The sequence below is a fragment of the Saccharophagus degradans 2-40 genome, from assembly GCF_000013665.1.
GTDB lineage: Bacteria > Pseudomonadota > Gammaproteobacteria > Pseudomonadales > Cellvibrionaceae > Saccharophagus > Saccharophagus degradans.
In genome coordinates this window covers 4,059,127-4,072,441 of sequence record NC_007912.1, presented here as the reverse complement: position 1 = coordinate 4,072,441, position 13,315 = coordinate 4,059,127, and the positions used below count along the sequence as shown (strand labels likewise).

The following is a 13,315-nucleotide window of genomic DNA, read 5'->3' as shown; positions in this document are numbered from 1 at the left end:
TTTGTACCTTATTTAATCGCTGCGGGGGCTTGAGTGTGAAAGTCAGTTTCGGTTTGAAACTTGTGCGCAATGTTCAATAATTTCGCTTCCGCAAAGTAATTGCCAATTAGCTGCAAGCCAACCGGTTTGCCGTCCACTTGCCCACAGGGAATTGACATGCCTGGCAGGCCTGCCAAGTTGGTGGCAATGGTGTAAATATCTTCTAAATACATGGCGACAGGGTCGCTGCCCTTAGAGCCAAACTCAAACGCTGGCGATGGCGAGGTGGGGCCTAGTATTACGTCTACTTGGCTAAACACATCGACGAAATCTTGTTTAATTAAGCGGCGAACCTGCTGCGCTTTGCGGTAGTAAGCATCGTAAAAGCCTGCAGAAAGGGCATAGGTGCCAACCAAAATACGGCGTTTAACCTCTTCGCCAAAGCCTTCCCCGCGCGAGCGACGGTATAGGTCTTCTAAATCTTTCGGGTTGTCGCAGCGGTGGCCGTAGCGCACGCCATCAAAACGTGAAAGGTTGGCGGAGCATTCTGCCGGTGCAATTACATAGTAAGCCGGTACGGCTAAGTGGGTGTGCGGCAGGGACACTTCCTGCACGGTTGCGCCCATTGCTTCGTAGGTTTTAATTGCAGCTTGCACTGCTTCTGCGGTACCGGGGTTTAGTCCTTCGCCAAAATATTCTTTGGGAATACCTATTTTTAAACCCGCGAGTGGTGCGTTTAGGTTGACGCTGTAGTCGTCTATGGGGTGATCGACACAGGTGGAGTCTTTGCGGTCGTAACTGGCCATAGATTGCAACATAAGGGCTGCATCTTCGGCGGTGCGCGTCATTGTGCCGGCTTGGTCGAGGCTAGATGCGAAAGCAATCATGCCCCAGCGCGATACGCGACCATAGGTAGGCTTAATGCCGGTAATACCGCACAGGGCTGCTGGCTGACGGATAGAGCCGCCGGTGTCGGTTGCGGTGGCGCCGGGCACAAGGCGCGCGGCCACAGCTGCAGCGGAACCACCGGAAGAACCACCCGGTACGCAGTTGGTATCCCAAGGGTTTTTAACTGGCCCGTAGTAACTGGTTTCGTTGGAAGAGCCCATAGCGAACTCATCCATGTTGGTTTTACCTAAAATCACAACGCCATCTTGGCTGTAGTTGGTAACTACGGTCGCGTCGTAGGGCGGTACAAAGTTATCTAGCATTTTAGAGCCGCAGCTTGTGCGTACGCCGTTAGTGCAAAAAATATCTTTGTGGGCAAGGGGCACGCCGCAAAGCGCGGGTGCATCGCCGGCGGCTAGGCGCGCGTCGGCGGCCGTTGCTTGAGCTAGGGCCTGCTCTTCGGTGAGAGTAATAAAGCTGTTGTATTCGGTATCCAGCGTTTTAATGCGGTTTAAAAAGTGCTGGGTAATTTCGACGCTGGAAAACGACTTGTTTTTCAGCCCCTGAATAATCTCGGCAATGGTTAAGTTGTGCATTGCTTGGTCCTGCATAGTTTAGCTGGCGCGCGGAGTAGTACGCTCGCTTTGGTTAAGGTGGCCAGGTGGCGGCTTAGTAAAATAGGGGTGCGATGGCAACGTTAGGCTATTCTATTACCTTGGGCACTAAATAAAGGCCGTTTTCTGTTGCTGGTGCAATAGCTTGGAACTCTTCGCGTACGTTGGGTTCTGTAACTTCATCTGCACGCAAAATTTGAACGGCATCTAAGGGGTGTGCCATGGGCGCCACACCGTTGGTGTCGGCAGCTTGAAGCTGGTCTACCAGTGCTAATACTTCGGTAATACTGTTGGCAACTTCGCCAAGTGTTTCGTCGTTTATTTCTAGCCTGGCGAGCTTGGCCAGTTTTTCAATGTCTGAAGGCTGCACAGATTGCTCCGTTCACAAATGGGATCAAATTATATAAGGCTGCGTAACTTACCATATTTACGCCTTGCTCAAAATCCCTAGCGTTGATAGAGTTCCCCAATTTACGCGGGTTCTGCCCGTTTTTTACGTACCGAATAGAGTAAAATGCTTCACTTGCTAAAAGTGTGAGCGTTAACGGGTTAAAAAATAATATGTTTAAACGTCTGCGTGGAGTTTTTTCCAACGACTTATCCATCGATTTAGGAACAGCGAATACGCTGATTTATGTGCGCGATCGCGGCATTGTGTTAGATGAGCCATCGGTAGTTGCCATCCGCAATCACAACGGTCAAAAATCTGTAGAAGCCGTAGGTATGGCTGCCAAGCGCATGTTGGGTAGAACCCCTGGCAATATTACTGCCATTCGCCCGTTAAAAGACGGCGTTATTGCCGACTTCCAGGTTACTGAAAAAATGTTGCAGCACTTTATCCGTAAAGTGCATGAAAATAGTTGGTTTCAGCCAAGTCCGCGAGTACTTATCTGTGTGCCTTGCTTATCTACCGAGGTAGAAAAGCGCGCAATCCGCGAATCGGCCCTAGGCGCTGGTGCTCGAGAGGTTCGCTTAATTGAAGAGCCCATGGCTGCTGCAATTGGCGCAGGTTTAAGTGTTGATGAAGCCACCGGTTCTATGGTGGTGGATATAGGTGGTGGCACCACCGAAATTGCCATTATTTCTTTAAATGGCGTGGTGTTATCGGATTCTGTACGCATAGGTGGCGACCGCTTCGACGAGGCGATTGTTAACTATGTGCGCCGCAAGTACGGCAGCGTTATTGGTGATGCTACCGCAGAGCGTATTAAGCAAGAAATTGGCTGCGCCTATGCTGGCAGCGAAGTGTTGGAAATTGACGTGCGAGGTCGCAACTTGGCCGAGGGTGTGCCCAGAAGCTTCACTCTTAACAGCGACGAAGTACTCGAAGCCTTGCAAGAGCCGCTTTCTGGCATAGTGCAGGCTATAAAGAGCACATTGGAGTTATCCCCGCCAGAATTGGCTTCTGATATTGCTGAAAGCGGTATTGTGCTAACGGGTGGCGGCGCGTTACTGCGTGACTTAGACCGTTTGTTATCTGAAGAAACCGGCTTGCCGGTGGTTGTGGCCGAAGACCCGTTAACCTGTGTGGCTCGCGGCGGTGGTCGCGCTTTGGAGTTAATGGATCAGCGCAGTATCGATTTGGTTTACTAAAGCACTTACTGGGTTTTGTTAGAAAGGGCGCTGTGGCGCCCTTTTGGCTTTATATAAAAACAAATTATTTCTCTAAAACTATTATTCTAAAATAACGACATTGAACAAGGTTTAGCGGGAGGCATTGCCATTAAACCGCTTTTTAGCAAAGGCCCATCGCCCATAGCGCGTTTACTCGTGCTGTCGGTGTTGTCATTAACGGTGGCGGGTATTTTTATCTACACCGATTGGTTTGCGTCCCTCAAAAATCAGGCGACGGACGTCGCTGCGCCTTTTTATTGGGTATCTGATATCCCTGCCAAAGTAGAAGATTGGGCCGATAACCGCGTTATGTCGCGCTCGCGACTACAGCAAGAAAACGAATCCCTGCGCACCGAACTGCTTATTCACAAGCGCAAATTACAGCAAATGGCATCGCTTGCGGCCGAAAACGTACGCCTGCGACAATTGCTTAATTCTGCGGAGATGATCGAAGATAGGGTTATTATCGCCGAACTTATTGGCGTAAGCCCCGACCCACTGGTACACAAGGTAATTGTTAACCGCGGCAGTAATCACGGCGTGTATATCGGCCAACCCCTGCTCGATGCCAATGGCTTAATGGGCCAAGTGGTGCAGGTGGGGGCGCTAAGTAGCCAAGTGCTACTTATTACAGATACAACCCATGCCTTGCCAGTACAAATCAATCGCACAGGTGTTCGCTTAATTGCAGAAGGGCTGGGCCGGCTGGATGAACTCGCATTGCGCTACGTGCCAAACACCACCGATATAGAGGTGGGTGACCTGTTGGTAAGTTCCGGTTTGGGGCAGCGCTTCCCCGCCGGTTACCCGGTAGCTGAAGTGGTAGAGGTGCAGCGCGACCCGGGCAAGGCATTTGCCTCGGTGATGGCCAAGCCAAAAGCGGAGCTAAACCGCAGCCGCCATGTGCTATTGGTGTTTGATATGCCCCCCTCGGAAGGCCTGTAGGTGTGAGCATGCCCAATCTCGGCCTGTCCTTTTATATTTTCTTCTGTGTATCTGCATTCTTTGCACTAGTTCTATCTATTTATCCTATCCCTCACGCTTATGCGGCATTGCGGCCAGAGCTTTTTTGCCTGTTGGTAGTGTACTGGGTTATTAACTATCCGCAGTATTTTGGCGTAACCACAGCTTGGTTAATGGGCCTGTTTTTAGATGTTGTGCACAGCACTGTTTGGGGCGCACACGCTCTGGGCTTGGCTGCTGTGGCTTATATTTGTTTGTCATCTTACCAGCGCATTCGCAGCTACTCGCTGTGGCAGCAAACGCTGTGGGTGTTTGTATTTGTGGGCATTCATCAGGTTATTGTGAATTGGATGCTGGGTTTAAGTGGTTACCATAAGCCCACTCATATTATTTTGGTGACCACGGCAGTAAGTGCACTTAGCTGGCCGGTTATGGTGCTGTTGTTTAGGCGCCTGCGTCGCCGCTATAGATTGCTATAGGGTTCGAGTTTTGACTACCTCATCTCACCACAATAAGGGCGATAACAGCGCCGATCTCTACCTCGCATCGCAATCCCCTAGGCGCCGTGAACTGTTAGCGCAAATTGGCGTCAAAGTAGCTGTGTTGTCGGTTGATGTTGCCGAACAGCGCGAGGTGGGTGAATCCCCTGCGCAATATGTGCAGCGCCTAGCGTATGATAAGGCAATGGCCGGCGCTAAGCTGGCTGCGACGCAACCGCGAAGCCTACCGTGTTTGGGTTCAGACACGATTGTAGTGATTGAAAACCGCGTACTAGAAAAGCCGCGAGATGAGGAAGATGGCGTAGCCATGCTGCTGGCACTGTCGGGCCAAACCCACCAAGTGATGACCGCGGTTGCGGTGGCAACAGAAGCAAAACAGCTAATGCGGTTAAGCGTCACTGACGTTACTTTTCGCGAAATAAGCCGTGCAGAAGCCATTGAATACTGGCGCACAGGTGAGCCGGCAGATAAAGCCGGTGGCTATGGAATACAAGGTTTGGGCGCGGTTTTCGTGCGCGAACTAAAGGGCAGTTACACCGCCGTGGTGGGCTTGCCGTTATTTGAAACTAAAACCCTTTTGGATGCTTTTGAGGTTCCCGTTTGGCAGAACCTCGCACCCTAAAGGCGGAAAGCGCGCAATACGGTGCGCTTTTGGCATTTGAAGAGATCCTATGACCGACGAAATATTGGTTAACTGCGGCCCCACCGAAACGCGGGTTGCACTGGTAGAAAACGGCGTATTACAGGAAGTCTACTTAGAGCGCACTCGCGCCAAAGGCTTTGTTGGCAATATCTATAAAGGCAAAGTGGTGCGCGTGCTGCCCGGTATGCAAGCGGCGTTTGTGGATATTGGCCAAGAGCGCGCTGGGTTTATCCACGTGTCGGATATCGAAACTCTCCCCGAGGGAGCAGAAAGTCGACCGCGCTCCGATATTGATATTCGCGAAGTGGTTCGCGAGGGCCAAGAGCTATTGGTGCAAGTAACCAAAGATCCAATCGGCACCAAAGGGGCTCGCCTTACTACTCAGCTCTCTGTTTCGGCCCGCTACTTGGTTTACATGCCCAACACGCCTCATATTGGTATATCAAACCGTATTGAAGATGCCGAGGAGCGCGAGCGTTTGCGCACCATTGTAGAAAAGTTAGCGGCAGAGCACGCAGAAGAATTCCCTGATGGCGGCTTTATTATTCGCACCGTGGCCGAGGGCGCAACCGAAGAAGAAATGCGCGCGGATATCCCTTTTGTTTATCACCTGTGGCACGACCTTGCCGACAGCGTAAAAAAAGCCAAGGCGCCTTCAATTATTTACGAAGACCTGCCCTTGTTTATGCGCACCATTCGCGACTTTATGCGCAGCAATATCGAAAAAGTGCGCATAGACTCGCGCGAATCCTACGCGCGAATGGATAAATTTGCCAAACACTATGCCCCCGAAATTGGTGGCCGTTTGGAGCATTACCCAGGCGAGCGCCCGCTATTTGATTTGTACGGTGTGGAAGAGGAAATTCAGCGCGCGCTAGATAAAAAAGTGGTGTTAAAGTCGGGCGGCTATTTAGTGGTTGAGCAAACCGAAGCCATGTCGACGATAGATGTGAACACCGGTGCATTTGTTGGTAGCCGCAACTTAGAAGAAACTATTTTCAAAACAAACCTAGAAGCTGCCGCAGCCATTGCCAGACAACTAAGGCTGCGCAATTTGGGCGGTATTATTATTCTCGACTTTATCGATATGCTCGATAAAGAGCACCAGCGACAAGTGCTGCGCACGTTAGAAAAGTGCCTAGAAAAAGATCGCGCTAAAACCAGTATTACCGGCGTGTCTGAACTGGGCTTAGTCGAGATGACGCGCAAGCGCACACGCGAATCGCTGGGGCAGGCCATGTGTGAATCCTGCCCTGTATGTCGCGGTAGAGGTATTTTGAAATCCCCCGAGACCGTTTGTTACGAGATCTTCCGCGAAATATTGCGCGATGCGCGCGCATACGAAAACGAAAAGTTTATGGTGCTTGCCTCGCAGGTTGTTATTGACCTGCTGCTCGATGAAGAATCGGCCAACGTGGCGGATTTAGAAAGCTTTATTGGTCGTACCATCGAATTTAGAGTAGAGACGGTATACAACCAAGAGCAATACGACATAGTGTTGGTGTAGCGCGTTAGCGCGCCATAAAAAACACACAAGAAAGTTCATTTAAAGTATGTTTGAACACAACCTTTATTTGAATATGGTTAGATAAAGCAAAACGCCCACGTAAAAGGCTGTAAAGCGTGAATACCCCAGAAATACAAGAGAGACGATCGCCCAAGCGCTTAAAGCAAGACTTTATGCGCATGGTTGTGCGTCGTTTTTGGGGCACGTTGTTTACCATTATTATTGCCGTGGCTGTATGTGTGCAGCTAGGCCGCGAAGCTTTTCCTCTACTTAATGATTACCGCACAGAAATAAGCCGCCAGCTAAGTGGCACGCTGGGTGTCGATATAAAAATTGGCGAAGTGGCGGCCAGCTGGAAAGGGTTAACTCCCAAGCTCAACCTTATTGATGTAACGGTAAGTAACAAAGACACCGCAGTCTTTAAAATCAAACGCGCGAGTGCCGAGCTAAGCCTTTTAGATTCGATTGCCGATTGGCGCTTTTCATGGCGACGAATTGCATTTGATCAATTTGAAACAACATTAACGCAAGACGAAGCTGGCCATTGGGGTGTTGCTGGCATCGCTTCTAAACCTTCGGCATCTGGGGAGCCTGGTTTTAATATAGACGATCCATTAGATGTCTTTCTTTTTGGTCGTCGCATTGATATTACCGACGTAAAAATAAACCTAGAGTTTCGCACTGGTCACAATACCCAATTAGTTGTACCAAAAGTAAGCTTAGAAAATGATCGCGATTTTCATAGGCTATTAGCCGAGCTTAATGTTGATGACGAAGCAGAAGCCTTTAGTTTAGTGGTAGAAGGTATTGGCGACCCGCGCAACAAAGAAACCTTTCATGCAAAAGGCTATATTGCGCTTAATCAATTTCCTATGGAAAAGGTATTGGCGGCCGTAGGAGCTGATTTTTGGCAAAGTGATGAAGAGCTGGCGTGGAAAGAGGGGCATCGATTAGATTTATCCGCTTGGTTCGAAGGCAATACAGAAAAGGGAATTAGTTTTAAGGGCATGCTTATTTCGGATGGCTTGCCTGTTAAATTGCCAGAAGATGTGCAATTACCGCAGTTGGTGCAATCGCGGGTAACCGGTAAGTGGCATGGGCAAGAGGGGTGGGAATTTGTTCTACAAAATTTGGGTATCCTTTGGGAACACCAGCAAGCACCCGAGCTAGCAGTTAAAATCTACGGCAATCGCGCCGGCGAAGTTGGGTTTTTAGTTGATGAAATAAACGTAGCCGATTGGATGCAAACCGCGCAAGGCATGGGTTTGTATCGCGGTAAGGTTGGCGAAGTTTTATCGGCGTTAAACCCGCGCGGCACGTTAAAAAATGTAGATGTACGCCTGCGCAGTAAAGAGCAGGGCTATTTTCAGTTAAATGCAATAGCAGAAGATGCCGCAGTCGATATTTACCAAGGCGTACCGAATTTAGAGCATGTAAACGGATTTGTAAGTGCCGACGCCTTCGGTGGTTTCGTAAATGTTGATAGCCGCGACGGCTTTGTACTTAATTTGCCCCGCGTATACGAAAAGCCCATCCTTTTCGATTCCGCGCACGGTCAGGTTGCTTGGAATATCGATGTAGAAAACAAACTCACTTATATCAACTCTGGTTTACTCGAAGTTAAAGCAAAAAGCCCCGAGGGAGATCAAACAGAAACCGCGCGCGGCTACCTGTTCCTCAAGCTACCTTTTACAAAAGATTTAGGCGAAGCAGAAATGGTGCTCTCGCTGGGGTTAAATGCATCGAATGCATCAAGCCATAGGCGCTATGTGCCCAAAGTGGTGCCGCAGGCGTTGTACCGTTGGTTAGATAAAAGTATTCAAGGCGGAGACATTAAGAATGTAGGCTTTCTTTACTCTGGGTCGGTAATGAAAGATCCCGAAGTGCGGCCTACTATTCAAGTTTTTGGCGATGTAGAAAATGCCACGCTTAAATTCGACCCTGAGTGGCCTGCCTTAGAGAAAATTAATGCACACCTATTTGTCGATAACGCCGATTTAACCGTACAGGTAACCCAGGCAGAAATGCAGGGCAATCACATTAGCGGCGCGGTAATTGATTTAGTTAAAGCTAAGGACGGAAAGGGCCATGGCTTGCGGATAGTGGGAGCCATAACAGGCAATGCCGCTGCGGCTATGAAGCTGCTAAACGACAGTCCGATTCGTGCGGCTATTGGCACTGCTTTTGATCAGTGGCAAGTAGATGGCGATGTATCTGCGGCAATTAGTTTATTGGTGCCTATAAATAAAGAATTTGGCGCAGGCTCGCATAAAGTGAGTGTAGGGTTTGAAAATGCCGATATAGTAATGCCCGATTTGAACCTGCGAGTGCTCGATATATCTGGTGCCCTCGGGTACGAATCTGGGCGAGGCGTATTTAGTGACGGATTAGCCGGCAAGGTGTGGGGCAATAAAGTTAATGCCACCATAAAGAGTGTGGCTAAGGGCGAGAGAGCGGGCACCCATATTAAGTTCGACGGCAAAGTGAATAGCGCAGATATTCTAAAGTGGACTAGCCGACCCGAATTGCATTTTGTTGAGGGTATCTCGCCTGTTTCGGGTTCATTCTATATTCCTTCCAAAAATACTCAGCAATACTCGCTTGAAGTTGCCGTAGCGACAGCGCTAAAAGGTACTGCCATAACCTTACCTAAACCTCTTGGCAAACAAAAAGCTGAAGAGAAAAAGTTAGCTATAAATATAAAAATATTCCCAGATAGGCAAGAGTATAAATTTGACTTTGAAGAGTGGGTTGCTTTTGATTTTACTCGTAACAATACTGGCCTAGAGGGTATGAGGCTTTCGTTTGCTGAGCCGCGCAAACCAATATCGGCCGGCTTCTTCGATGTGAGCGGCAAGGTTAATGAGTTTGATTTAGAAGCGTGGAATGAGGCTAAGAACGATTATTTTAATTATCTTTCGCAAGTAGACGTTGCTGAAGGTAATTCGCACAGTAGCGCAGAGAGCTTTATGCCTGTGCGCATGGATTTAGCGGTAGATACTTGTACCTTGGGTGGCTTAGATATCACTGACCTGCGTGTTACAGGGCTTGGTTCATCGGATAAATGGCGCTTGCATTTAGATAGTGATTTTTTGCGCGGCCAGGTAACAGTATTTAACAGCGATAAGCCGGTAACTATGGATTTAGATTACTTGCACTTCCCTGTGTTAGAAGATGTTGCCGAGCAAGGCGCTGAGCCTGAGTCCGAGCTAAACACCGAAGAGCAGGCGTCGCGTGAAAGTGTGCTCGCCGATATAGATTTATCGCGCGCAATTGCTATTGATTTTGTTACCCGTGATTTTGCCTTGGGTGATGCAAGTTACGGTGCGTGGCAATTTGAATTGCGACCTGTAGAGCACGGCATTGAATTAAATAATATTCGCGCTGATGTGCGCGGTATGTCGCTGGTAAGTTTGGCGCAAAAAGTTGACGATGTGCAAACACTGGTTTCCGCTAACAATGTGAACACAGCTGGCAACCAAGCTGTAGGCGAAGCAGAGCCTACAAGGGAAGGTGCGCGTTTTATTTGGTTGCAAAATGCGCAGGGGCAGCAAAGCTTTTTCGATGGGCAGATTCGCGCGAACAATATTGCCGATGTGTTGGCTGCCTGGGGGCAAGAGAAAATGTTTAATAGCGAATCGGTTGTGCTTAACCTTCGCACCCAGTGGGATGGTGCCCCCGATCAGGTTACGCTAGGTAGCGTACAAGGGTTAATTTCTTTTGATATGCGCAACGGCAATTTTATTCGCGGTGCGGAAGCAGGGGAAAACCCCCTGTTAAGATTATTGGCGCTTTTTAATTTTGATACCATAGCGCGTCGGTTACAGCTAGACTTTTCCGACTTGGCCAAGCAGGGTTTTGCCTACGACCGTGTGTACGGCGAGCTAGACTTTGCCAATGGCGAAATTGTTTTAGAAACGCCTCTCGTGGTTGAGTCTACATCGTCGAAAGTACAGTGGGCGGGTACCATTAATATGCTCGATGAAACTCTCGATACAGAAATGGTAGTAACCTTACCAGTAGCAGGTAATTTAGCGGTTGCTACGGCTTTTGTGATGGGCTTGCCAGCTGGCTTAGGTGTGTATGTAGTGGGCAAACTATTTAAGAAGCAAGTTGATAAGGTGTCTAGTATTAACTACGGCGTAACCGGCGATTGGGAAGATCCAAAAATTAAAGTGCGACGTATATTTAACGATTCGGCTGCAAAAAATAAAGGCCAAAGTGTTAAAAAAGAGGCTGCGTCGGAGTCGACTAACTGACGCATCAACATTAATTAAAAGCTAGTCTGCTAGAGTAAGCGAACAGAAAAAGAGCAAACCCGCAGAAAAAGAGCAGGCCAGAAGAAAAAGTGCAAGCCAAGTAATAAAGTAAGCCACTGAATTAAATATTTTCTATTTACGAAAGGTGCCTAAAGAGTGAAAGCAATGCGAGTAGCCGTTATTCAAATGGTGAGCGGTGAGCAAACCGCCGATAATCTTCAGCAGGCGCAAGCGCTGGTTAAAAGTGCGAAAGAGCAGGGCGCGCAGCTGGCCGTGTTGCCTGAAAATTTTCTTACTTATGGGCAGTCTGCCCCCGATCTCGAAAGTATCCGCAATACGTATCTGCCAGCTCTTGCCGATTTGGCAGCAAGTAATAGTATTGCGCTGGTGGCAGGTACGCTGCCTTTTCGCGAAGCGCTGGGCAGCAAACCCTACGCCAGCAGTTTCGTGTTTAACAGTTTGGGTGAGCAGCTTTTTCGCTACGATAAAATCCATTTGTTTGATGCAAATGTGGCAGATGCAACAGGCAGTTATCGCGAGTCGGATCATTTTGCCAAAGGTTCGCAGCTGGGGCTGGTAGATGCTTGCGACACTCGTTTAGGTTTGTCGGTATGTTACGACCTGCGCTTTCCTGAGTACTATCGCTTGTTGGCTCAGCAGGGTGCAAAAGTGGTGTGCGTGCCCAGTGCATTTACCGAGGTGACCGGCGCCGCCCACTGGGAGGTTCTGCTGCGTGCACGTGCAATTGAAAACCAGTGTTTTATTTTGGCGGCAAATCAGGGCGGCGTTCATCCGTGTGGTCGATCCACTTGGGGGCACTCGATGATAGTGAACCCTTGGGGGGAAGTTATGTCGAAGTTAACAAGCGGCCCCGGTTGTTTAGTGCAAGATTTAGATCTTGCCAGCATTGATAGCCTACAGGTAAATATGCCGGTTTTGTCTCACCGAGTTTTTTAGAGGTTTTTCACATGGCTAAATCGATTGGCACACTGCTAGCAGTAAGTAGCGTGGTGGCGATAGCAGCAGTGTTTAGTCAGGTAGGGCTGGTTTCGCAGACGATAGCAGACGAAATTAATGCCGAACCAGATATGAGCATGACTGTTGCACAGGCGCAACAGTTGGTGGCGCGCGGCGAAAATCTTACTTCCATTCCCAAGCATATATGGCGCCAGCTGTTAACCAAGCACGAATACAATATTATGTGGGAGAAAGGCACCGAGCGTGCTTTTACTGGCGATTTACTCGAGGTGCAACAGCCAGGTGTTTTTGTAACCGCCGGCTGTAAATTACCTGTATTTAAAACCGAACATAAATTTAAATCGGGCACCGGCTGGCCGAGCTTTTGGGATGTGGTAGATAAAAACAATATAATTTTAAAAGATGATAGCAGCTGGGGAATGCGGCGGATAGAAGTGTTATCTGCTTGCGGCGAGCACTTAGGGCACGTATTTGACGACGGCCCAGAGCCAACCGGTTTGCGCTATTGTATTAACTCTGCAGCACTAGATTTTATTGCTGCCGACACCGCAGAGCCAGAAGAGTAGCTAATAAAAGCGGGTATTGCCCGCTCAGCCTGATGACAAACCTGACTCAAGTAATTCAGCGAGTAAATTCTTAGGGGGGAAGATCAAAAATGCTCAATTCATGGACGAATTGAGCAAGTTATAGGGACATATTCATACGTTTTTTGAGCTTTCGCCCTAAGAATTTGCGGATTTAGAAGGGTTAAGCTCTTCGCAAAAATAATAGTGGGGTTTATCAATAAACTGAGAGGGCATTGCCCGCCCTCAATGTCTAAATAATTATTCCGCCGCGTGCGCAGCGATAGTATCGCGTAAAAACTTAAACAGCTTGCGTGTGTGTGCAGGTGGCTTGTTATTACCTTGTTCTGCTCGAGCATTGCGCAGTAATTGCCTAAATTGTTGACGATCACACTGAGGGTAATCGTTAATAAATTGCTGCATTTTACTGTCGTCGCCCTTAATAAGCTCATCGCGCCAGCGCTCTACAGTGTGGTGTTGCTGTGCTACGCGGTGCTGCGCTTCTTTAATTTCGTCTAACCGAGCGATAATTTGTTCGTGCTCGGCATCGCGCATTAGCTTGCCAATAAATTGCCTGTGGCGTTTCGAGGCGCTATTGGACGTGATTTTTGGCGATTCCAAAATGGCATCTTTTAACGCTTCACCCAAAGGAAAAGTATCTAATTGCGCGCGCGAGAGCTTAGTTAACTCTTCACCCAAGGCTTGCAGAGCGTGCATCTCTTTTTTAACGCGGGTTTTACTTTTTACATATTCCTCGTCGGAATCGTAATAGTCGTCATGTTCTATATCGTCTTGCATAGTGTTTAT

The 13,315-nt window shown here is 48.7% G+C and carries 11 protein-coding genes; 8 read left to right on the top strand and 3 right to left on the bottom strand.

Features of this window, described 5'->3' with window-relative positions; all coding sequences use genetic code 11:
- Nucleotides 1–8: 8 nt before the first annotated feature.
- Nucleotides 9–1,463 (bottom strand): Asp-tRNA(Asn)/Glu-tRNA(Gln) amidotransferase subunit GatA, encoded by a 1,455-nt coding sequence (gene gatA / locus SDE_RS16720; RefSeq protein ID WP_011469667.1) that lies wholly within the window; start codon nucleotides 1,461–1,463, stop codon nucleotides 9–11.
- Nucleotides 1,464–1,569: 106 nt separating this feature from the next.
- Nucleotides 1,570–1,851 carry an Asp-tRNA(Asn)/Glu-tRNA(Gln) amidotransferase subunit GatC gene (gene gatC / locus SDE_RS16715; protein ID WP_011469666.1) on the bottom strand — a complete coding sequence of 94 codons (282 nt, stop codon included), beginning with the start codon at nucleotides 1,849–1,851 and terminating at the stop codon, nucleotides 1,570–1,572.
- A 191-nt stretch (nucleotides 1,852–2,042) separates the two neighbouring features.
- Here gatC and SDE_RS16710 point away from each other — a divergent pair, with 191 nt between their 5' ends.
- The 8 genes from SDE_RS16710 to msrB all read left to right on the top strand — a co-directional run bounded on the left by SDE_RS16710 (nucleotide 2,043) and on the right by msrB (nucleotide 12,511).
- Nucleotides 2,043–3,074: a rod shape-determining protein gene (locus SDE_RS16710; protein WP_011469665.1), complete on the top strand. Its 1,032-nt coding sequence runs from the start codon at nucleotides 2,043–2,045 to the stop codon at nucleotides 3,072–3,074.
- Nucleotides 3,075–3,203: 129 nt separating this feature from the next.
- A complete protein-coding gene (gene mreC / locus SDE_RS16705; RefSeq protein WP_083763062.1) occupies nucleotides 3,204–4,040 on the top strand; it encodes a rod shape-determining protein MreC in 837 nt (278 codons plus the stop codon).
- Between the two features lie 8 nt (nucleotides 4,041–4,048).
- Entirely contained in the window at nucleotides 4,049–4,537 is a 489-nt protein-coding gene (gene mreD, locus SDE_RS16700) for a rod shape-determining protein MreD (RefSeq protein ID WP_011469663.1), read from the top strand.
- A 10-nt stretch (nucleotides 4,538–4,547) separates the two neighbouring features.
- On the top strand, nucleotides 4,548–5,180 hold the full coding sequence (locus SDE_RS16695; RefSeq protein WP_011469662.1) for a Maf family protein: 633 nt from the start codon (nucleotides 4,548–4,550) through the stop codon (nucleotides 5,178–5,180).
- A 49-nt stretch (nucleotides 5,181–5,229) separates the two neighbouring features.
- Complete coding sequence (gene rng / locus SDE_RS16690) at nucleotides 5,230–6,708, top strand: ribonuclease G (protein ID WP_011469661.1); 1,479 nt, start codon at nucleotides 5,230–5,232, stop codon at nucleotides 6,706–6,708.
- A 116-nt stretch (nucleotides 6,709–6,824) separates the two neighbouring features.
- A complete protein-coding gene (locus SDE_RS16685; protein WP_011469660.1) occupies nucleotides 6,825–10,967 on the top strand; it encodes a YhdP family phospholipid transporter in 4,143 nt (1,380 codons plus the stop codon).
- A gap of 165 nt (nucleotides 10,968–11,132) precedes the next feature.
- On the top strand, nucleotides 11,133–11,924 hold the full coding sequence (locus tag SDE_RS16680) for a carbon-nitrogen hydrolase family protein (RefSeq protein ID WP_011469659.1): 792 nt from the start codon (nucleotides 11,133–11,135) through the stop codon (nucleotides 11,922–11,924).
- Between the two features lie 11 nt (nucleotides 11,925–11,935).
- A complete protein-coding gene (gene msrB / locus SDE_RS16675; RefSeq protein ID WP_011469658.1) occupies nucleotides 11,936–12,511 on the top strand; it encodes a peptide-methionine (R)-S-oxide reductase MsrB in 576 nt (191 codons plus the stop codon).
- A gap of 258 nt (nucleotides 12,512–12,769) precedes the next feature.
- Here msrB and yjgA read toward each other — a convergent pair whose 3' ends face one another.
- On the bottom strand, nucleotides 12,770–13,306 hold the full coding sequence (gene yjgA, locus SDE_RS16670) for a ribosome biogenesis factor YjgA (protein WP_011469657.1): 537 nt from the start codon (nucleotides 13,304–13,306) through the stop codon (nucleotides 12,770–12,772).
- Nucleotides 13,307–13,315 lie beyond the last annotated feature (9 nt).